This is a genomic window from Acinetobacter sp. BHS4 (assembly GCF_018454425.1).
Taxonomy (GTDB): Bacteria; Pseudomonadota; Gammaproteobacteria; order Pseudomonadales; family Moraxellaceae; genus Acinetobacter; species Acinetobacter pittii.
In genome coordinates this window covers 772,677-794,747 of sequence record NZ_CP075323.1, presented here as the reverse complement: position 1 = coordinate 794,747, position 22,071 = coordinate 772,677, and the positions used below count along the sequence as shown (strand labels likewise).

The 22,071-nt window shown below is 39.7% G+C and carries 19 protein-coding genes; 9 read left to right on the top strand and 10 right to left on the bottom strand.

Features of this window, described 5'->3' with window-relative positions:
* Positions 1-36 precede the first annotated feature (36 nt).
* The 4 genes from KIP84_RS03905 to rplU all read right to left on the bottom strand — a co-directional run bounded on the left by KIP84_RS03905 (position 37) and on the right by rplU (position 2,477).
* A complete protein-coding gene (locus KIP84_RS03905) occupies positions 37-837 on the bottom strand; it encodes an RsiV family protein (RefSeq protein WP_032056634.1) in 801 nt (266 codons plus the stop codon).
* A 117-nt stretch (positions 838-954) separates the two neighbouring features.
* Positions 955-1,650 (bottom strand): outer membrane lipoprotein chaperone LolA, encoded by a 696-nt coding sequence (gene lolA / locus KIP84_RS03900; protein ID WP_004789378.1) that lies wholly within the window; start codon positions 1,648-1,650, stop codon positions 955-957.
* A gap of 239 nt (positions 1,651-1,889) precedes the next feature.
* Positions 1,890-2,147 (bottom strand): 50S ribosomal protein L27, encoded by a 258-nt coding sequence (rpmA, locus tag KIP84_RS03895; RefSeq protein ID WP_002116037.1) that lies wholly within the window; start codon positions 2,145-2,147, stop codon positions 1,890-1,892.
* Between the two features lie 18 nt (positions 2,148-2,165).
* Positions 2,166-2,477, bottom strand: a complete 312-nt coding sequence (gene rplU / locus KIP84_RS03890; protein ID WP_000271409.1) for a 50S ribosomal protein L21 — start codon at positions 2,475-2,477, stop codon at positions 2,166-2,168.
* A gap of 441 nt (positions 2,478-2,918) precedes the next feature.
* Here rplU and sdsA point away from each other — a divergent pair, with 441 nt between their 5' ends.
* The 8 genes from sdsA (at position 2,919) to KIP84_RS03850 (ending at position 13,593) form a co-directional block, all read left to right on the top strand.
* The gene (sdsA, locus tag KIP84_RS03885; RefSeq protein ID WP_002116233.1) at positions 2,919-3,896 is read left to right on the top strand and encodes an All-trans-nonaprenyl-diphosphate synthase; all 978 of its coding nucleotides are present in this window, start codon (positions 2,919-2,921) and stop codon (positions 3,894-3,896) included.
* A 14-nt stretch (positions 3,897-3,910) separates the two neighbouring features.
* Entirely contained in the window at positions 3,911-5,971 is a 2,061-nt protein-coding gene (locus tag KIP84_RS03880) for a site-specific recombinase (protein ID WP_032006537.1), read from the top strand.
* Positions 5,972-6,154: 183 nt separating this feature from the next.
* On the top strand, positions 6,155-6,781 hold the full coding sequence (locus KIP84_RS03875; protein WP_005064516.1) for a phosphatase PAP2 family protein: 627 nt from the start codon (positions 6,155-6,157) through the stop codon (positions 6,779-6,781).
* 24 nt (positions 6,782-6,805) lie between these two features.
* Entirely contained in the window at positions 6,806-8,053 is a 1,248-nt protein-coding gene (gene adeI, locus KIP84_RS03870; RefSeq protein WP_002116482.1) for a multidrug efflux RND transporter periplasmic adaptor subunit AdeI, read from the top strand.
* 12 nt (positions 8,054-8,065) lie between these two features.
* Entirely contained in the window at positions 8,066-11,242 is a 3,177-nt protein-coding gene (gene adeJ / locus KIP84_RS03865) for a multidrug efflux RND transporter permease subunit AdeJ (protein WP_002116419.1), read from the top strand.
* A complete protein-coding gene (gene adeK / locus KIP84_RS03860) occupies positions 11,242-12,693 on the top strand; it encodes a multidrug efflux RND transporter outer membrane channel subunit AdeK (protein WP_002116015.1) in 1,452 nt (483 codons plus the stop codon). Before adeJ ends, adeK begins: the two co-directional genes overlap by 1 nt.
* A gap of 107 nt (positions 12,694-12,800) precedes the next feature.
* The gene (locus tag KIP84_RS03855; RefSeq protein ID WP_002116377.1) at positions 12,801-13,151 is read left to right on the top strand and encodes a YbjQ family protein; all 351 of its coding nucleotides are present in this window, start codon (positions 12,801-12,803) and stop codon (positions 13,149-13,151) included.
* A gap of 7 nt (positions 13,152-13,158) precedes the next feature.
* Positions 13,159-13,593, top strand: a complete 435-nt coding sequence (locus tag KIP84_RS03850) for a YbjQ family protein (RefSeq protein ID WP_213689362.1) — start codon at positions 13,159-13,161, stop codon at positions 13,591-13,593.
* Here the strand turns inward: KIP84_RS03850 and KIP84_RS03845 are convergent.
* From KIP84_RS03845 to KIP84_RS03835, 3 genes are read right to left on the bottom strand one after another with little or no spacing between them, the layout of a single operon-like run.
* Complete coding sequence (locus KIP84_RS03845) at positions 13,590-14,024, bottom strand: nuclear transport factor 2 family protein (protein WP_005064505.1); 435 nt, start codon at positions 14,022-14,024, stop codon at positions 13,590-13,592. The two genes, KIP84_RS03850 and KIP84_RS03845, sit on opposite strands and share 4 nt — an antisense overlap.
* Before the next feature lie 53 nt (positions 14,025-14,077).
* Positions 14,078-14,884, bottom strand: a complete 807-nt coding sequence (locus tag KIP84_RS03840; protein WP_057077447.1) for an SDR family NAD(P)-dependent oxidoreductase — start codon at positions 14,882-14,884, stop codon at positions 14,078-14,080.
* 25 nt (positions 14,885-14,909) lie between these two features.
* Positions 14,910-15,581, bottom strand: coding sequence for a hypothetical protein (locus KIP84_RS03835; RefSeq protein ID WP_032005364.1), 672 nt, complete (start codon positions 15,579-15,581; stop codon positions 14,910-14,912).
* Positions 15,582-15,777: 196 nt separating this feature from the next.
* Here KIP84_RS03835 and KIP84_RS03830 point away from each other — a divergent pair, with 196 nt between their 5' ends.
* Positions 15,778-18,675, top strand: a complete 2,898-nt coding sequence (locus tag KIP84_RS03830; protein ID WP_199113969.1) for a valine--tRNA ligase — start codon at positions 15,778-15,780, stop codon at positions 18,673-18,675.
* A 43-nt stretch (positions 18,676-18,718) separates the two neighbouring features.
* Here the strand turns inward: KIP84_RS03830 and KIP84_RS03825 are convergent, their stop codons facing one another.
* The 3 genes from KIP84_RS03825 to KIP84_RS03815 form a co-directional block, all read right to left on the bottom strand.
* Positions 18,719-19,792: a RelA/SpoT domain-containing protein gene (locus KIP84_RS03825; RefSeq protein ID WP_134263125.1), complete on the bottom strand. Its 1,074-nt coding sequence runs from the start codon at positions 19,790-19,792 to the stop codon at positions 18,719-18,721.
* Positions 19,793-19,966: 174 nt separating this feature from the next.
* Complete coding sequence (locus KIP84_RS03820; protein WP_213689361.1) at positions 19,967-20,983, bottom strand: molecular chaperone DnaJ; 1,017 nt, start codon at positions 20,981-20,983, stop codon at positions 19,967-19,969.
* Between the two features lie 82 nt (positions 20,984-21,065).
* Complete coding sequence (locus KIP84_RS03815) at positions 21,066-21,971, bottom strand: AEC family transporter (RefSeq protein WP_075383689.1); 906 nt, start codon at positions 21,969-21,971, stop codon at positions 21,066-21,068.
* Positions 21,972-22,071: the final 100 nt, after the last annotated feature.

Below are 22,071 nucleotides of genomic sequence, written 5' to 3'. Positions count from 1 at the left end.
TAGCTTTCACACAATTCTTAGAATAGATCACTTATTTTAAAAGTTATAGTTTGGCACACTTGGCAAATACTCAGGTTTAATGAACTTACCCGCTTCAAAATATGGCAGCGTTAATTCAGACATTCCCTCTGCATATGAAGCTAGCTCATAAATTGGATAGACAAATACAATGCCATTAGCACCATAGTAGAAATTATCGCTTAATTGCAGTTTTTCACGGCTAATATTGTGTGCTTGAAGCCAATTTGTATTTGCTTCAAAAAGAGCATCAACCAACTGTTTTTCAACATCTGGCTGAATAAGTTCAGCAACAGTAATGTGCTTTTTATTTAATAAATCAAAATTTACAAATTCTTGATGAGACATGCCGTGTGCAGCACCAGCTGAGTACGAATAAGTCTGTAATGCAAAAGTGGCAAGGTTATAGTTTTGCCCCAAATAGCGAACATAAATTGCACTCTGACTTGAACTTGGTTCACCTTCAGGTACTTCAACTGGTTGATCGGCTAAATTTGCAAAAGCATTCGGATCTGCTTTCTTTATACGATTGGTGAAGTAATCATTAATCCATTTTTGATTGGTCTGTACTGTTTGAAAATCATACTCAGTACAACCATCTTCTAAGCAAACTTTTGATTTTGGCAATTTTACCGGGATTACTTTTGCTTGAATTACAGGAACACCAGCCTCTTTCGTTTCTTTAACTTTTGCAGTCGAAGCAGCCTGCTCTTCTTTGGCTGCCGACTTTGGTTGGCAACCAGTCACCATTGCCATTGCAGCCATTAATGGAAGAATACAAATAATTTTCTTATCGTAAAGTCGCATAATAATCCCCATGAATTTACCTCTAACACTATACAAAGCGTAAGAATAAGACGGGGTTAAAAAATGTATCTGTCTCTCTTATATAAAAAAAAGCTACCTTTTACGGTAGCTTTTTTGAAGAGACTTTAATTATTGGTCAATAACATCTGTACCTTTTGGCGGCGTAAAGTTAAAGACTGATGCCGGAATTGAAGCATTTACTTTAACGTTCTTAAAGCGTACATAGGTGGTTTGACCTAATGAGTCTTGTAATACCATAAGTGTAGGCGCTTTATTTGCTCCAAAGCTAATCGTTAAGCTTTGGAATGCCCCATCTTCTTTTTTAGGGAATAATGTGAAATAAAGTTTAGATTTATCGGGTTGTGTTACACGATAAGACTTCATAATTTGGTTGGTATTACCAGAAAGTAATAATGCTGGTGTATCTGCAACCTGATCATCTAAGCTTTGGCGGACCGCTTGTTGTAAATCTGGATCATAGATCCAAACTGTTTTTCCGCTCGTTACAATAGTTTGTTTAGCAGGACTTACTGTTTCCCAATAAAATTTCCCCGGACGCTCAACTTTCATTGAGCCTTTAAATGTCTGGTTCATATGCTGTGCACTTAAACTCTTTTTCTGTGCCACAGTTTTTGTATTGGCTTTAGTTGTTTGTTCAAAGTCGGCAGTCAAACGCTGTAAACCTGATAACTGATTAACCAGGTTCCCAATTGCCTGTTGCTCCGGTGCTGCTACAGGCGCAGCAAACACTGTAGTACTCATTACAGGAGCAAGCACTGACGCGCTAAGTGTAATAGCACACATAGTTTTACGAAGCATATTCATGTCATCACCTTTTTAGTTGCTGTAAGACAACTTACTCTCTTTCAAAGTTATGAAACTGAGTAAGCTCTTAATTCAAGACTCATATTAACCGACAAACTCTGTGCTAATCATTGAGAAAATAAGATATTTTGTTATGTTATTCATGTTGTTTGTAGAATTTCATTCATCATGATGAAGATGAATAAAAATAAATGCCATAAAAAAAGCCCACAAAATGTGGGCTTTTTTCGAGCTAAAACTTATACAGTTTCAACTTTTACGTAGCGACGGCCAAATTGACCTTTCACTTCGAATTTTACTACGCCGTCAGCAGTAGCAAATAAAGTATGGTCACGGCCCATACCAACATTTGCACCAGCGTGGAACTCTGTACCACGTTGACGAACGATGATGTTACCAGCAGTTACAGCTTGACCGCCGTAAACTTTAACACCTAACATTTTTGGGTTTGAATCACGACCGTTCTTCGTCGATCCACCGGCTTTTTTAGTTGCCATGTCTCTTACTCCTCGTGATTAGCCTGAAATACCAGTAATTTTCAACTCAGTGAACCATTGACGGTGACCTTGTTGTTTACGGTAGTGTTTACGACGACGCATTTTGATGATGCGGATTTTGTCGTGACGACCATGACCAATCACTTCTGCAGTTACTTTAGCGCCAGCTACAACTGGAGCACCGATTTGAATGTTGTCACCGTTTACAACCATTAATACATCATCAAATGTAATAGTCGCACCAGATTCAGCTTTCAATAATTCAACTTTAAGGGTTTCGCCCTCAACTACACGGTGCTGTTTACCACCGCTTTGGATTACTGCGTACATAATGTACTCCAATCAGCCCGTGTCGTCGTGTCGATAAAGGGATATATCGATCTTAAAACGATCGCCACTGGGGTTATACAAGGCGACAGATTTTAAGTGAAATTTGATCAAACGACAAGTATTTTCTATCTATCAGTAAAGCATGATCCCCTATTCTTACAAAATCAAACAGCTTGGACTGGAATTTAGCAGTTTTCATTGATTCTGAATGAAAATTAAAATACAGTTCCAAACACAAATTGCGTCAAGAACAAGTTGTATTAATGCTGATGTCATTAAATTTATTGTTTTGCCGAAAACATCGTATTTTGCTTAAATAAAGAACAAAAAACGCTTAAAAACAATAGAAATGATTAATATCAGCCACTTGTTAACCTGTGCAACACATCTTTAATTGATACACTAACGCCACTTATCTACCAATACGGGGTTTTTCTTCATATGGTCATCGATTTCAAGCAAGACATTCTTGCGCCTGTTGCTTCAGACTTCGCTGCGATGGATCACTTGATTAATGAAGGAATTAGCTCAAAAGTCGGTTTAGTCATGTCTGTCAGCAAACACGTCGTTGAAGCTGGCGGAAAGCGTATGCGTCCAATCATGTGTTTGCTTGCAGCACGTGCTTGTGGTTTAGATAACATGGCAAATGCACAGCGTTTAGCTGCAATCATTGAAATGTTACATACCGCGACACTGGTCCATGATGATGTGGTAGATGAATCTGGCCTTCGTCGTGGTCGCCCTACAGCAAATGCAACATGGAACAATCAGACAGCTGTTTTAGTCGGTGACTTCCTGATCGCCCGTGCTTTCGATTTACTGGTCGATTTAAACAACATGACTTTATTGAAAGACTTTTCAACAGGTACATGTGAAATTGCTGAAGGTGAAGTATTACAACTTCAATCACAGCATCAACCAGATACAACTGAAGAAACTTATTTAAAAATTATTCATGGTAAAACGTCTCGCCTGTTTGAGCTGGCTACAGAAGGTGCTGCTATTTTGGCGGGGCAAGAAGCGTATCGTGAGCCATTAAGATTGTTTGCCGGTCATTTTGGTAATGCATTCCAAATTATTGATGATATTTTAGACTACACCTCTGATGCTGAAACATTAGGTAAAAATATTGGTGATGATTTAATGGAAGGTAAGCCAACTTTACCGTTAATTTCTGCATTAGCACGCTCAACAGGTGAAGAGCATGCGATTATTCGTCGCAGTATCGCAACCGGTGGAGTAGACCAACTATCTCAGGTCATCGAAATTGTACAGAAGTCTGGTGCTTTAGATTATTGCAACCAACGTGCCCAAGAAGAAACAGAAGCAGCACTGCAAGCTTTATCAAACCTACCCGATACACCGTATCGTCAGGCTTTGATTAACTTAACTCAGCTTGCGTTACATCGAATACAATAGATATTATTTTGCCTATGCATATAAATTTTTCAGATCTTTTTTTAAAAATAGAGAAGCAGCTTGAGGATCCTCAAGCTGTCATTGATGAAAATCTACTGATTGAACTCGTCAATGTCATCCGACCATCCAACCCACAAGATACGGATGAAATTAAGAAAAAAATACAGGCTTTTATTGAAAGTCTTTTGCGCACACCTACAGCGCCCTTCTTACTACAAACTTTTTTATTACGTTTAATTAATCGCTATAAGCAAGTTAGTTTATATGCTGATAGTGGAATTTTGTCTTTAGATGGTTTCTGGAACCAGCTTGGGCAAAGACTCGGAGCACATTTTTTACCTTTAATAGAAGATGCAAGCCAACTCAAAATATTAATTGGAAAAATTTTCTATTTAGAAAGTGACAAAATCTGGCTCAATAATATTGATGATGAAGATTGGGCAAATTTATTTAGCCTTATTGGGCAAAGCCAAAGTAATGTCGATGAGAAGTTAGTCATTCAAAGTGAAATGATTAAAGCCATTACAGTCCTATCTTATCGAATTAGTGGAATTGGTCTTTATCCCGAATTTATTAACGCTCAGCCAGAATTAACAGAATATGAGTCGCCGTTTTTAGTTCAGAACCGTGAAATTATTGAGTTTATTGAAAAGTATAAAAAACAAGAAATTTCTGAACATGAAATTGCAGTTATTTCCCCGCCCGATGCATCACAAGCATTTGTTATGTTGGAACAATGCCGAGATGTGGTTTTAAAGATTCGCCGTGCAACCAAAAGAATTGGTGTCAGCTTAAGTTTGACTTACTTACTGTCATTACTTGAGCAATGTCTTGATCGAATTGAGTTATTACTTTATCTGGTCGTAGATAACACTAAAGGAAAATATGTTTCTTTAGGACATCTGATTTCCGATTTAACCAAGGCACATTACAGCGAAAAAAGTGTTCGCTCATTACTCAGTACGACTAGTGAACTCATTGCCTTTCAGGTTACAGAAAATGCCAGCCGAACAGGTGAACATTACGTAAGTACGGATACCAAAGGCTTTTGGGGAATGTATAAAGCTGCCGCTGGTGCAGGTGTCATTATTGCCTTTATGGCATCTTTAAAAATTCTTGCTGCAAGAATGACAATGGCCCCGCTCATGCAAGCTTTTACTTTCAGTATGAATTATTCCCTAGGTTTCATTCTGATTCATGTTCTGCATTTTACAGTTGCGACTAAGCAGCCCGCTATGACGGCGGCGGCTCTTGCTGCAACAGTACAGCAACGTAAAGGCTCTAAAACGGCTCAAATTGCAGAGTTAGCGGCGCTTATTATTAATATTATCCGAACGCAATTTATTGCTATTTTGGGCAATATTTCAATTGCGATTCCTACTGCGGCACTCATCACTTTTGCATGGCAATTTTATCTTGATGAACCGTTATTAACCCATACTAAAGCCACTTATCTTCTACACAGTCTAAATCCATTCACTTCACTAGCAGTTCCACATGCAGCAATTGCTGGAGTCTGTTTGTTTTTGTCAGGTCTCATTGCAGGATACTTTGACAACATGGCTGTTTACCGAAAAGTCGGCCCGCGCCTAAGAGCACATCGCCGTTTAGCTAGCTGGTTTGGGCAAGATCGCCTTAACCGTTTTGCTGAATATATTGAACGTAATTTAGGTGCGTTAGCCGGTAACTTCTTATTCGGTATTATGCTAGGAAGTATGGGGACCATAGGCTTTATCCTAGGTCTACCTTTAGATATTCGCCATATTGCCTTTGCATCCGCTAACTTTATTCAAGGTTTAATGACTATTAACGGCAGCCCAGATATCGGACTGATTATCGTGTCCTTTCTTGGTGTACTATGCATTGGTCTCACTAACTTATTTGTGAGTTTCACCTTAACGATTATTGTGGCATTACGAGCGCGTCGAGTCCGCTTTGAACAATGGAAACCTTTAGCCAAATTGGTCATGACCCATTTTTTAACTCGCCCAAGCGATTTTTTCTGGCCACCAAAACAACCATTAGAACTTGAAGAAAACACCTCAACAAATAACGGGAAAAAAGCAGACCACTAAAAATTTTGCTTTGTACACAAAATGTGATTTTCGTCAATTTTGTTGTGATTGTTTTTCCAAATGTTAAAAAATTTTCAAAATGAATTTACGATGATCTATCAGGCTTGAAAAAAAGTGTACTGGCAAGTACACTTTTAACGGCTTTCAGTAGTAGACACTGCTTGAACAAGCAAAGGTATATACATGCCCTATTTATTGCTTTTTATTGGTTGTATTTTTTTAGGTTTAGGTGTTCTTGGTCTTTTTGTACCAAGACTTCAATCTTTGGATCTTCTCACCGTTCAAATATTGAGTGAAAATCGATCAGATTATCTTAACTCTATTACGACCTTTCTAGCACGTGTAGGTGGTATGCCTTTTGTATGTTTTTTATCCTTATTGGTGTGTATATATCAAGCATGGTATAAAAAATATATTACTGTTATTTTCATTAGCGTGGGTGTTCTTGGCAGTATCATCACGGGTTGGCTGCTCAAGTGGTGTGTTGACCGTCCAAGACCTCCACAGGTATATCATATTGTCGAAAGTTATGGTGCATCGTTCCCAAGTGCACATAGTGTTTATGCATCAACACTGGCTTGTATGGCAATGATAATGTTATGCCATAAGCCCAACACTAACTCTCCTTATATCATTTTGATTTCCTGTCTTTGGTTTATCTGCATGGGGCTTTCAAGAATATATGCTGGAGTTCATTTTCCAACAGATGTACTCGCCGGTTGGGGCATAGGTTTTATTTGGATTGCACTGCTTTGGCTCTGGTTATTACAAACACAAAGTAGGTTAAGTAGAAAACAAATATATTTTTAGATTTTATCTAAACGAGGTGGAACAATGATGTCGGCTAAGCTTTGGGCTCCTGCCCTTACTGCTTGCGCATTAGCAACAAGTATCGCACTTGTTGGTTGTAGCAAAGGCTCCGATGAGAAACAGCAAGCTGCTGCTGCTCAGAAAATGCCGCCTGCAGAAGTAGGTGTTATTGTTGCTCAACCACAAAGTGTTGAACAAAGTGTTGAACTCTCCGGCCGTACTTCAGCATATCAAATTTCTGAAGTTCGCCCTCAAACAAGTGGTGTGATTTTAAAACGCTTGTTTGCTGAAGGAAGTTACGTTCGTGAAGGACAGGCTCTATATGAACTGGATTCTCGAACTAACCGTGCAACGCTTGAAAATGCAAAGGCTACCCTTTTACAACAACAGGCAAATCTAGCTTCACTACGTACTAAGTTAAACCGTTATAAGCAACTTGTTTCAAGTAACGCTGTATCTAAACAAGAATATGACGACTTACTTGGTCAGGTTAATGTTGCCGAAGCACAAGTTTCTGCTGCAAAAGCGCAAGTAACGAATGCAAATGTAGATCTTGGCTACTCTACAATTCGCTCACCAATTTCTGGTCAGTCTGGACGTTCTTCTGTAACAGCTGGTGCTTTAGTGACTGCCAACCAAACTGATCCGTTAGTGACGATTCAACAGTTAGACCCAATCTATGTTGACATTAACCAGTCTAGTGCCGAGTTATTACGTTTACGTCAACAACTTAGCAAAGGTAGTTTGAACAATAGTAACAACACGAAAGTGAAATTGAAGCTCGAAGATGGTTCAACCTATCCAATCGAAGGACAACTTGCTTTCTCTGATGCTTCTGTAAATCAGGATACAGGAACGATTACTTTACGTGCCGTATTCTCGAACCCGAATCATCTGTTACTTCCAGGCATGTATACCACTGCACAGATTGTTCAAGGTGTAGTTCCTAATGCTTACCTGATTCCTCAAGCTGCAATTACACGTTTACCTACAGGTCAAGCTGTAGCAATGCTTGTTAATGCCAAAGGTGCTGTTGAGAGTCGTCCTGTTGAAACCTCTGGTGTTCAAGGACAAAACTGGATTGTAACTAACGGTCTTAAAGCTGGTGATAAAGTGATTGTTGACGGTGTTGCCAAAGTTAAAGAAGGGCAAGAAGTTTCAGCAAAACCTTACCAAGCTCAACCAGCGAATCCACAAGGTGCAGCTCCAAATGCGACAAAACCGGCTCAATCAGGTAAACCTCAAGCAGAACAGAAAGCATCTAATGCATAAGGGGTAGATTGAATGGCACAATTTTTTATTCATCGCCCCATTTTTGCGTGGGTGATTGCATTAGTCATTATGTTGGCAGGTATTCTCACGCTAACAAAAATGCCTATTGCACAGTATCCGACGATTGCACCACCGACAGTTACAATTGCTGCAACTTATCCTGGTGCATCTGCTGAGACTGTTGAAAACACTGTAACCCAGATCATTGAACAACAAATGAATGGTCTAGATGGTTTACGCTACATTTCATCTAACAGTGCTGGTAACGGTCAGGCCTCTATTCAATTAAACTTTGAACAAGGTATTGATCCAGATATTGCACAGGTTCAGGTTCAAAACAAATTGCAATCTGCAACTGCGCTTTTACCTGAAGATGTACAGCGTCAAGGTGTAACAGTAACTAAATCTGGTGCAAGCTTCTTGCAAGTTATTGCATTCTACTCACCAGATAACAGCCTTTCTGACTCGGACATTAAAGACTACGTAAACTCATCAATTAAAGAACCACTTAGCCGTGTTGCTGGTGTGGGTGAGGTACAGGTCTTTGGTGGTTCATACGCAATGCGTATTTGGCTTGATCCAGCTAAGTTAACCAGTTATCAACTAACTCCTAGTGATATTGCGACAGCTTTACAAGCGCAAAACTCACAAGTAGCAGTAGGTCAATTAGGTGGTGCACCAGCTGTACAAGGTCAAGTGCTTAACGCAACAGTGAATGCACAAAGTTTGCTGCAAACACCTGAACAGTTTAAAAATATCTTCTTAAAGAACACAGCATCTGGTGCTGAGGTTCGTTTAAAAGATGTTGCGCGTGTAGAGTTAGGCTCTGATAACTATCAGTTTGACTCGAAGTTTAACGGTAAACCTGCTGGTGGTCTTGCAATTAAAATTGCAACTGGTGCTAACGCACTTGATACCGCAGAAGCTGTTGAACATCGTTTATCTGAATTACGTAAGAACTATCCAACAGGTCTTGCAGATAAACTGGCTTATGACACGACTCCATTTATTCGTCTTTCAATTGAAAGTGTTGTACACACATTAATTGAAGCGGTAGTTTTAGTATTCATTGTGATGTTCTTGTTCTTACAGAACTGGCGCGCAACGATTATTCCAACACTTGCTGTACCTGTTGTTGTGTTAGGTACATTCGCTGTTATTAATATCTTTGGCTTCTCAATTAACACCTTAACCATGTTCGCCATGGTATTGGCAATTGGTCTTCTGGTCGATGACGCCATCGTTGTGGTCGAAAACGTCGAACGTGTTATGAGTGAAGAGCATACCGATCCAGTCACGGCGACGTCACGATCAATGCAACAGATTTCTGGCGCATTAATTGGTATCACAAGCGTATTAACAGCCGTATTCGTACCAATGGCATTCTTTGGTGGTACAACTGGTGTAATTTACCGTCAGTTCTCGATTACCCTTGTAACAGCAATGGTTCTATCGTTAATTGTAGCGTTAACATTTACACCGGCACTTTGTGCAACCATTTTAAAACAGCATGATCCTAACAAAGCACCAAGCAATAATATTTTTGCTCGTTTCTTTAGAGGCTTTAACAATGGTTTTGACCGCATGTCGCATAGCTACCAAAATGGTGTTAACCGCATGCTTAAGGGCAAAATCTTCTCTGGCGTGCTTTACGCTGTAGTTATTGCTTTATTAGTGTTCTTGTTCCAAAAACTCCCATCTTCATTCTTACCAGAAGAAGATCAGGGTGTGGTAATGACGCTTGTTCAATTACCGCCAAATGCAACGCTTGACCGTACAGGTAAAGTGATTGACACCATGACAAACTTCTTTATGAATGAAAAAGATACAGTGGAATCGATTTTCACCGTTTCGGGCTTCTCATTCACAGGTGTTGGTCAAAATGCTGGTATCGGCTTCGTTAAATTGAAAGACTGGAGTGAACGTACTTCACCAGAAACTCAAATTGGCGCATTGATTCAGCGTGGTATGGCATTGAACATGATCGTTAAAGACGCATCTTACATCATGCCTTTACAACTTCCAGCAATGCCTGAACTCGGTGTAACAGCCGGATTCAACTTGCAACTTAAAGATTCAAGTGGTCAAGGTCATGAGAAACTTATTGCTGCACGTAATACGATCTTAGGTTTGGCTGCACAAGATAAACGTCTTGTGGGTGTTCGCCCTAATGGTCAAGAAGATACACCTCAGTATCAAATTAATGTAGACCAAGCTCAAGCTGGAGCGATGGGTGTGAGTATTGCCGAAATTAACAATACAATGCGTATTGCATGGGGCGGCTCATACATTAACGACTTCGTTGACCGTGGGCGTGTGAAAAAAGTTTATGTTCAAGGTGATGCGGGTAGCCGTATGATGCCTGAAGACTTAAACAAGTGGTATGTACGTAATAACAAAGGCGAAATGGTACCGTTCTCTGCATTTGCTACTGGCGAATGGACATATGGTTCTCCACGTCTTGAACGTTATAATGGCGTGTCATCGGTTAACATTCAAGGTACACCTGCACCTGGCGTGAGCTCTGGTGACTCGATGAAAGCAATGGAAGAAATTATTGCTAAGTTACCATCTATGGGCTTACAAGGTTTCGACTATGAATGGACAGGTTTATCACTTGAAGAACGTGAGTCTGGTGCTCAAGCTCCATTCTTATATGCGCTTTCATTGTTAATCGTTTTCCTTTGCTTGGCTGCATTGTATGAAAGCTGGTCTATTCCGTTCTCGGTTTTACTTGTGGTACCACTCGGTATTATTGGTGCAATCGTATTAACTTACTTGGGTATGATTATTAAAGGAGATCCAAATCTCTCAAATAACATTTACTTCCAGGTAGCGATGATCGCGGTAATCGGTCTTTCTGCAAAAAATGCGATCTTGATTGTTGAGTTCGCAAAAGAGCTGCAGGAAAAAGGTGAAGACCTGATTGAAGCAACTTTACATGCTGCAAAAATGCGTTTACGTCCAATCATCATGACTACCCTTGCCTTCGGTTTCGGTGTACTTCCGCTTGCCCTTTCAACAGGCGCAGGTGCAGGAAGTCAACACTCTGTTGGTTACGGTGTACTCGGTGGCGTACTCAGTGCAACGTTCTTAGGTATCTTCTTTATCCCTGTATTCTATGTGTGGATTCGTAGTATCTTTAAGTACAAACCAAAAACCATAAACACTCAGGAGCATAAATCGTGATGCAAAACGTATGGTCTATTTCAGGTCGTAGCATTGCGGTATCTGCACTTGCGCTTGCTTTGGCAGCTTGTCAAAGCATGCGCGGCCCAGAACCAGTCGTGAAAACCGATATTCCACAAAGCTATGCATATAGCGCTTCTGGTACGTCTATTGCTGAACAGGGTTACAAACAGTTTTTTGCTGACCCTCGTTTGCTCGGAGTGATTGATTTGGCACTTGCCAACAACCGCGACTTACGTACAGCAACGCTCAATATCGAACGTGCTCAACAGCAATATCGAATTACACAGAACAATCAGCTTCCAACAATCGGAGCAAGTGGTAGTGCAATTCGTCAGGTTTCTCAAAGCCGTGATCCGAATAACCCCTACTCTACTTATCAAGTAGGTCTGGGTGTAACTGCCTATGAGCTTGATTTTTGGGGCCGTGTACGTAGCTTAAAAGATGCTGCATTAGATAGTTATCTTTCAACGCAAAGCGCACGTGATTCGACTCAAATCAGTCTAATCAGTCAAGTGGCTCAAGCGTGGTTGAACTATTCTTTCGCAACAGCGAATTTAAGACTTGCAGAGCAAACGCTTAAAGCACAGCAAGATTCTTACAATCTCAACAAAAAACGTTTTGATGTGGGCATCGACAGTGAAGTTCCACTACGTCAGGCACAGATTTCTGTAGAAACTGCGCGTAATGATGTAGCAAACTACAAAACGCAGATTGCTCAAGCACAAAACTTGTTGAACTTGTTAGTTGGTCAATCAGTTCCACAAAACTTGTTGCCAACCCAACCTGTAAAACGCATTACTCAACAAAATGTATTTACAGCGGGTTTACCAAGCGACTTGCTTAACAACCGTCCAGATGTAAAAGCTGCTGAATATAACTTAAGCGCTGCCGGTGCGAATATCGGTGCTGCAAAAGCACGTTTATTCCCAACCATTAGCTTAACGGGTTCTGCAGGTTATGCATCAACTGACTTAAGTGATCTATTTAAGTCTGGTGGTTTTGTATGGTCAATTGGACCAAGCTTAGACTTACCAATCTTTGACTGGGGCACTCGTCGTGCCAATGTGAAAATTTCTGAAACTGATCAGAAAATTGCATTGTCTGATTATGAAAAATCAGTTCAGTCTGCGTTCCGCGAAGTTAATGACGCGCTTGCAACTCGTGCCAACATTGGTGAGCGTTTAACAGCTCAACAACGTCTAGTAGAAGCAACTAACCGCAACTACACACTTTCAAATGCCCGCTTCCGTGCCGGTATTGATAGTTACTTGACGGTTCTTGATGCACAGCGCTCATCTTATTCAGCAGAACAAGGTTTGTTATTGCTTCAACAAGCAAACTTAAACAACCAAATCGAGTTATACAAAACTCTAGGTGGTGGTTTAAAAGCAAATACTTCAGATACAGTGGTTAATCAACCATCTAGTGCTGAACTTAAAAAGCAATAAGTTTTTAATAACTTATTCACAAAAGCTCACTTCGGTGGGCTTTTTTATTGCAACTCATCTGAATATTTTTTATCTTGAAACCTTAAGAATTTAGATTGATAAAAACAATGTTATTGAGTAATTTAGAAAGTGTTCCAGGCCACCAGATTGTAAAGCAGCTAGATGTTGTTTACGGAAGTACCGTTCGTAGTAAGCATGTTGGCCGTGACCTGATGGCGAGTTTAAAAAATATTGTGGGTGGTGAACTTACGGGTTATACCGAATTATTAGAAGAATCTCGCCAAGAAGCCATGCAGCGTATGATTGTAAAAGCCCAACAACTTGGTGCGAATGCAATTGTGGGTATTCGCTTTTCAACTTCCAATATTGCACAAGGTGCTTCTGAGTTATTTGTGTATGGCACAGCAGTGGTTGTGCAGCCTCAAGCACCTCATCTACCCGATCCATTTAATGCATAGGTAGAAAATGGACAATCTTATTTTTCAGCTTGTTATTTTTCTCATTATTTTCAGCATTGGTTGGGCTTTTGGCCGCCATATTGAACGAAAACATTTGAATGAACTTCTAGAAAAAGAGCAACAATTTGCCCATATCAGAATTGATACCAATCGTTTTGCAACGAGTGATCAGCTAGGCCACTTTATTAGCAGTAATGTTGTGATTTCTCATGATTACTTTAAATATGTATTGGCATCTATAAAAAATGTTTTGGGCGGAAGACTGACCAGTTATGAAAGTATTGTTGAGCGTGCTCGCCGTGAAGCCATTGTTCGCTTAAAACAACAAGCCCATACCGCAGGAGCTAACCATATTATGGGAGTTCGGCTGAGTACAACCGAACTCGGAATGCAAGGCGGAATGGTCGAAGTTTTTGCTTATGGAACAGCAGTTAAAGATTAATACTGCCCAACCTCAGAAAAATGAATACGTGGGTTGCCAATATTTTTAGTTAAATGTTGGCAAATTCGGGTAATTTTCCAACGGTCTTGTTGTTTCGCCAAAGTAAAATAATAACGACCAAAAGAATGAAAATAATCATTTTCTGAAAAACGATAAATTTGATAATTACATTCTAGCCATGCTTGATCTTGTTCAATCCGAACCAGAGGATTACTTAAATTGTGCTGTAGTCGTAAATGGGACAAGGCTTGCTGCCGAGAACCTTTATATTCATGACAAGACACCACACATAATGGTTCTCCTCTAAACTGGAAATAGTCCACCTCAAGTTGATCTGCCAACAACTCATCAAAAGCGTCCCAATTTTTCTGGTCAAAGACCAATTGAAAACGCGTGACGACTTCTAAAATACGGTGATAATCCTGATCCATGGTGAACCTTCTATGCGGGTTTTTCACCAATTTAGCACGGCAAAATCACTTTTTTATTTTACTTTTGTTTTCCGAATCATTTTATAAAGAAGTTTTGGTGACATCCGAGAAACCATCACACCTAGTTTTTCTTTAGCCCCACCCACAACAATATATTCTTGCCCCTGTACTAAAGCTTTTACAGCTTGCTCTGCAAAAACATCTGCCTCTAAACCATTTTCAATTGCTTCATCTTGATGGCCTTGAGGTTGCCCTGCGCCATTGAGTGCATTAAAAGAAACATTAGTTTTTACGAAACCAGGGAAAATAACTGAAACTTCGACACCTTGATCTGAGACCTCAGCACGTAAACTATTTGCCCACATGTGAATCGCTGCTTTAGCAGCCGAGTAGCTTGCACGGTACTGTGTACCCAATAAACCCGCTACACTCGACACAAATACAACTCGGCCAGACTTTTGTTTTAGCATGGTCGGTAGGACGGTTTTGGTGAGTGCGACTTGTGAGAAATAATCGACTTCCATGATGGCGCGTTCGGTTGCCATTGTCGTGTCTTTAATTAAAGCACGTTGACTCAAACCTGCATTATTGATGAGCCAGTCAATACGGCCTTTCGCCTTTAAAATCTGCTTGTAAGCCTCTTGAACCTGCTTTTCATCAGTAATATCTGCGACCACAGACAAATGATGATCGGGATTTAATAAGCCAACCCGAACCTCTTCTAATTCTTCAAAACGACGCGAGGTCAAAATCAGTTTTGCGCCTTGTAAAGCCAATTCCCCTGCTAAGGCCTTACCCAAACCAGAAGATGCGCCCGTAATCCATACCACTTTATTTTGCAAAGTATCAAGTTTGGCCATGTGATGTTCCTATTATCTTTTTAAATTATGCTGCTTGGTGCATGAAGGCCAAAAAGTGGTTGATATAATGAGTTGCTGTGGTCTGATCGACCTGTGTCCCTAACTTTTCCAAACGTTTATAGCCCAAATGCGTCGTCATGTTGATGACTCCGTTAAGAGTTTTATCGACAACCAAATTAAATTTTAAACGCTTTTTAGGTTCACGTACTAGGCTTGTTACGCCTAAATCCACAATTTGTATGAGTGTTTCAAATGCAGCCGTAATGCTTTGCATATTACCGTCACGAATTTGCTGAGTAAGAGTTTCGGCTTGTTGCACGAGTTGAAGCGTGACCGGATAGGTAATATAAACTTGCTGCCCTTGCTCTTTCATGAGAGATGTCATGTAGTCAACTAAGGGTAAGAGACGTTCATTTCCAAAGAATGAAACCGACCAAGGCATGTATTTTCGAAAAGTCTCTAAAACTTGCTGAATAACTTTTTCAGACTCAGCTTGTTGTTTTGGAGACATGCTTGCATTTCCTGACTGTAAAAGCACAGAAAAAACCTGCTCAATAATTTCACAAGAAAGATCAGAGAGTACATCGCCTAAAGGTTTTGCCTGACTTTGGCTTACCCCATCATGCAGTTTTTGCCGAATAGCCTCGAATTGTGTATAAGTCGAATCGGAAATTTTCAAAAAAACTTCATAACTCATCAGCAGCATCCTTTTTCAATTCTTTTGTAATTTTTGTGCCGTGTCGCCACACGATTAAATTGTGATCCATCTTTCATAAATCTACCGTTTTTTGAAAAAAATACAAAACCGTTTATCTGTTTTCAGCACATTAATTTCGAGGCATTTTTTTGCTACAATAGATGCAATTTTTTATGCATATTCGATCTAAGCTACTATGACTGACGCTCAAACCGCTCAAAATATTGCAACCACATACGATCCAACCGAGATCGAAAAGAAGTGGTACAAAACGTGGGAAGAACAAGGTTACTTCAAACCTTCTGGTCACGGTGAATCATTCTGTATCATGATTCCACCACCAAACGTCACTGGTAGTTTGCACATGGGCCATGGCTTTAACAATGCCATTATGGATGCCCTCACCCGTTATAACCGCATGATGGGTAAAAACACGTTGTGGCAACCGGGTACAGACCATGCTGGTATTGCAACTCAAATGGTTGTTGAGCGTCAACTTGGCTTACAAGGTGTAACTCGTCACGACTTAGGCCGTGAAAAGTTCATCGAAAAAGTTTGGGAATGGAAAGAACAATCTGGCGGCACAATTACGAAACAAATCCGTCGTTTAGGTTCTTCGGTAGACTGGTCACGTGAACGCTTCACGATGGACGAAGGTTTATCAAACGCAGTTAAAGAAGTATTCGTTCGTTTGCACGAAGACGGCTTAATTTACCGTGGTAAGCGCCTAGTAAACTGGGACCCTAAACTTCAAACAGCTCTTTCTGACCTTGAAGTAGAAAGCAAAGAAGAAAAAGGCTCACTTTGGCATTTTAAATATTTCTTTGAAGACAAATCAGTTAAAACTCAAGACGGCAAAAACTATTTAGTGGTTGCAACAACTCGTCCAGAAACTTTACTGGGTGATACTGCGGTTGCTGTTCATCCTGAAGATGAGCGTTATGCACACCTTGTTGGTAAAAACATCGTATTGCCAATTACTGGTCGTTTAATTCCGATCGTTGCCGACGACTACGTTGAAAAAGACTTCGGTACTGGGTGTGTAAAAATCACGCCTGCTCATGACTTCAATGACTATGACCTAGGTAAACGCAATAGCTTACCAATCATTAATATCTTCAACAAAAACGCCGAAGTTTTAGGTGAGTTTGAATATATTGCAAAAGCTGGCGAACAAATTTCTAAAACGATTACTGCACCTGCGGACTATGCTGGTTTAGAGCGTTTTGAAGCACGTAAAAAATTAGTTGCTCAAGCTGAAGCTGAAGGCTGGTTAGATCAAATCCAACCGTATGACTTAAAAGCGCCACGTGGCGACCGTTCAGGTGTGATCATTGAGCCGTTACTGACTGATCAATGGTATGTAAAAATTGCTCCGCTTGCTGAGCCTGCAATTGAAGCAGTTCAAGATGGCCGTATTAAGTTTGTTCCAGAGCAGTACAGCAACATGTACATGGCGTGGATGCGTGACATTCAAGACTGGTGTATTTCACGTCAGCTTTGGTGGGGTCACCGTATTCCAGCTTGGTACGATGCAAATGGCAACATCTATGTTGGCCGTAATGAAGAAGAAGTACGTGCGAAAAATAACATCGCGGCTGACGTTGAACTTAAACAAGACGAAGACGTTCTTGATACATGGTTCTCATCTGCACTTTGGACATTCTCAACTTTAGGTTGGACTGGCGACGCACAAAAAGATGCAGCAAATGATTTCTTAAAAACCTTCCACCCAACAGATGTGTTGGTGACTGGTTTTGACATCATTTTCTTCTGGGTTGCCCGTATGATCATGATGACCCTACACTTCATGAAAAATGAAGATGGTTCATCTCAAGTTCCATTTAAGACTGTTTACGTTCACGGCTTGGTACGTGATGGTGAAGGTCAAAAAATGTCGAAGTCTAAAGGTAACGTACTTGATCCATTAGACTTGATTGACGGTATTGATTTAGAAAGCTTAGTTGCAAAACGTACAACTGGCTTAATGAACCCGAAAGATGCTGCGAAGATTGAAAAATCAACGCGCAAAGAGTTCCCAGAAGGCATTAATGCTTACGGTACTGACGCAGTTCGTTTCACATTCTGTGCGCTTGCAAATACTGGTCGTGACATCAAGTTTGACTTAAAACGTGTTGAAGGCTACCGTAACTTCTGTAACAAAATCTGGAACGCAACTCGTTTCGTTCTGATGAATGTTGAAGGTCAAACTGTTGGTCAAGAGGCCCGCCCTGATCTTTGGGAGCTTCCAGAACAATGGATTATCAGCCGTCTGCAAAAAGCTGAAGCTGCTGTACATCAAGCGTTTGCAACGTATCGTTTAGACCTTGCTGCTCAAGCGATTTACGACTTTATCTGGAATGAATACTGTGACTGGTATGTTGAGTTAACTAAACCAGTTCTGAACGATGCAGAAGTGTCTGAAGAGCGTAAAGCTGAAGTACGCCGTGTATTGCTTGCAGTGATGGAAGCTTCATTGCGTTTGGCTCATCCGCTTATGCCATATTTGACAGAAGAAATCTGGCAGACTCTTGCACCAATGCTTGGTCAAGGCGGCCCAACGATTATGACTGCTCAATACCCTATTCCTGAGCAAGCAAAAATCAATGAACAAGCTGAAGCAGATATGCAATGGCTTCAAGGCTTGATTGGTGCAGTACGTAACATTCGTGGTGAGTTGGGCTTAGGTAATGCACGCTTGTTGCCAGTATTACTTCAAAACACTTCTGACGCTGAACGTGAACAAATTATTCGTATTGAAGCATTGTTCAAAGCCTTGGCTAAAGTTGAAAGCATTGAATTTTTGAATAAAGATCAAGAACCGCCATTATCTTGCTCTAGCGTTGTAAGCCATGCATCGGTATTTGTACCAATGAAAGGTTTAATTGACCCTAAAGCTGAGCTTGCTCGTTTGCAAAAAGATTTGGATAAAATCCAAAAGCAACACGACCAAATCGCGGGCAAACTTGCAAATGAAGGCTTTGTATCTAAAGCACCTGCAGCGGTGGTTGAAGGTGAAAAAGCGAAGCTTGCTGAGTTTGCTGCTCAGTTAGAGAAAGTTAAAGCGAATATGGAGCAGATTGCTGCGCTTTAATGTAGTAATTTGATTCAAAAATCCCCTCATTTGAGGGGATTTTTTACAAATGTATTATCTTAATACTATGTCTTTTCAATATTGTTTCGATTTCTTCTCTAGAGTATTTTTGCTCTAATATCTGAATATTATCATTCAATATAACAGACCATTTTTTATCAGATGCAGCATATACTTCATCAAAATACTTATTAATATCAACAAACATTAATAACAGCCTAATAAATCCTACTGCACTATTTTCCTCCCCAAAATCATATTGACTTGTATAAGCACTTGCCACCTTATCAAACTCTTTTAAATTATTTATTCCAAACTTATATAATTCTGTAATTCCCAAATCAATAGAATATGGATTCTTATTATTTTTGTTTTTATATTTTATATATTTACCAAATTTGTCAGATAAAAGTACTAATAGACCTACGTTTGTTAATTCATAATCCAAATTATTCTTTTTAATTTGTTCATTTAATTTTTTTGCATATTCCTCAATTTCAACTGTTAGTCGATTAAACTCTAAATCAGCTGATTCCAATAAGCCTGAAAGAAGTTTAAAGCGTCTATTAAGATGGGATGGCAACTTTCCACCTAATTTATAACCACGATCATGTTCAATTTCAGCCCATGCATGCTCCAACGCTGTTCGAACTTGAATTTCAAAGCATAGCCCCTTATAAGCGGAAAACTCAGGTAGTTTTTCCCTATCTTCTCCTACATCACAAACAAAATGAACTGAACGATAACCAACTTTTTCTTCACCTAATTTTTCAGATTTATTAACACTATCAGCCTGATGTACGTTAAACATTTTACTAACTAAATCACATACTTTTTGAACATCGGATTCAATTAATGTGATAACGCGGATACCAGCTAAATCAGTCATAGATTCAGGGCTATAATCTTTTTCAGTTAACTTATCTTCAATTTTCTTCAAAAAACTTTTTTTAGTTTTTGGACGATAAGGTACATCAACGAAACTAATTTTTTGGGAAATTAGTGAATTTTTTAAGGTTACAGCAATAATTTCTGCTAGTCCTTTGTAGGGATCAATATTATTGTCATACCAAAGTCCATGGTCTTCTTTATTTTTAATCTCAACTTTTGAATTCATAATAATCCCTTAATTTATTGATCTAAGCTCTTTTTAAAAACTCTATTATAAAAAATACTTTTTATAAATCTAACTTCAACTCTTCATTTCTATCACAATAGGACAATATATTTAACTAATTCCTCATTTGATTTCATTATTTTCTCTTCTTTTATGTGAAGATCAGATTAGGTTTTACAAAACCCCATGCCCCAACAACATCTCTACCCCACTCACCTTTTTCATATGCTTTAAACGTTCCTTTTCCCATTTCAACTGCTGCTTTAACTCAGCACAATCAGCATCTACAGCTTTATATACATCACTAATATGTACATGCTCTGCTTTCACATTCTTCGCTAACTGAAAAGAATCCAAAATCTCAGCTATTTGGCTTTCAAGTTGCTGACTTTGTGCATCCAAAGCCAGTTTATAAAACCTCAACTGCTCCGCAGATAGTTCTTTAGCACCTAACCCCTTATTCTGTTCAAGCTGTAACTGGAGTTTGAGTAAATAAAACAAATCCTGCTTTTCGTAGGCCTGACTTGCCTGTTGAAACAACTCAGTTTTTTCTAATTTTTTAGTTTCTTCTTGCTCACGGTCTGGGTGAATCATCGCAGCAATTTTTAAATAGACTGTTTTGAGTGACTGGGCTGCCATTTGCTCAGCTTGTTCACGTTTTTGTTGTTGTCTTTGCTGCTTGGCTTGCTCCCGCGCTTGTTGTTGCTCGGCAGCATATTGTTCAAAGTCTTCTTCTAACTCTGCAATCTGCTCAGCACTTTCATCGCATTCAAATTCTATTGGCTGAGCTTTTTTATTCTTTTTTACCGAATCCACCGCATGTTGCTGATAAAAGGTATCAATCTGCTTTACCAACTCCAACTGTTCAGTAGACAGAATTTTGGAGCGCTTCAACATTTGTGCAAGCTGGGCAATTTTTTCATCTAGTTGTTGCATGTCTGCTTTAGAAAACTCATGGCTATGCAACATATTCCAGAGTTGCTCTAGCTGCTGAAATAAGACCTCATGCAAATCGCTATACACAGGCATCAGTTTTTGCCGTATGTGCTGTTGAATCTCGGCTTGTGCATTTTGCCATGTGCTTAGGCTAACTTTTTGCTGTTCTATTTTATCAATCAGGCGGTTCAGTTTTTTCTGCTGTGCCGACGGTTCAGACCTTTGCTGCAAGCTCACTTTGAGATCAAAGGACATATTCATCCACCTGAAAAAGAAAAAAGTGTAGCAATAATCAGATGAGGAAGGTAGCCAAGCATTCAGACCTAAAATTTATATCTTAAGAAATCCACCAAATCACCAGTGGTAAAGTCACGGCAGCACATAAAGTTTGGAAGCTAATCACTGCGGCCATGAGCTGACTATCTCCACCCAAAACTTTGGTTAAAATGTATGACGCAGAGGCAGTCGGTAGCGCAAAGAAAATGACTAAAATTTGAGTTTGCAAGCTTGGCAAACCAAACCACATGCAGACCGCGTAAGCCAAGGCAGGTACTGCTAAAAGTCGAGCAAACGTGTCTGCTGCCAATACCACAATGTCTTTTTTAATTTGCATAAACTGTAAAGCTGCGCCAACACATAACAAACCTAGTGGCAAACTCGACACTGAAAAAAGCTTAATAAACTGAGTAAAACCTTCCCAAATAGGAATATGAAGCGCATTGACTGCGGCTCCGACCACAGATGATGCAATTAAAGGGTTTTTAAGGAGTGCAATCAAAACAGGTTTAATTGCCATGTGTTCTTTAGAGGTTAGAGCAAGCACCGAAATAACATTCACAAGCGGAATGCAAAGCGCCAATAAAATTGCCAGTATTGCCATTCCTTCACTTTTAAAAAGCGATGTCACTAAAGCCAAACCAATATAGGTATTAAAACGAACCATACTTTGTACATGCACACCAAAACGTGCAGGCGGTATGTGCCAAAACATTCGAAGTATGTATAAAAAGGCGGTCACAGCTAAGACCACAATCAACATTGCAATGATGGCTGTACTTAAGCTTTGTAAGTTAATTTTTGCAGTCGATAGCGTACTAAAAAGCAAAGCAGGAAATAAAATATAGTAATTGAGCTTCTCTGCCCCAGCCCAAAACTCATCGCTAAAAAAGCGATATTTTTTAAATAAGTATCCCGATGCAATTAATGCAACTAAAGGAAAAAGAGATAAAACAATACTATTCATTTCTTTACTCGAGTTTTATTAGGGCTTGCTGTTTTGGCAATTAGCTTGGTTTACTCATATATTAAAGATAATGAAAACTCATGATAAAATGAGTTTTTAC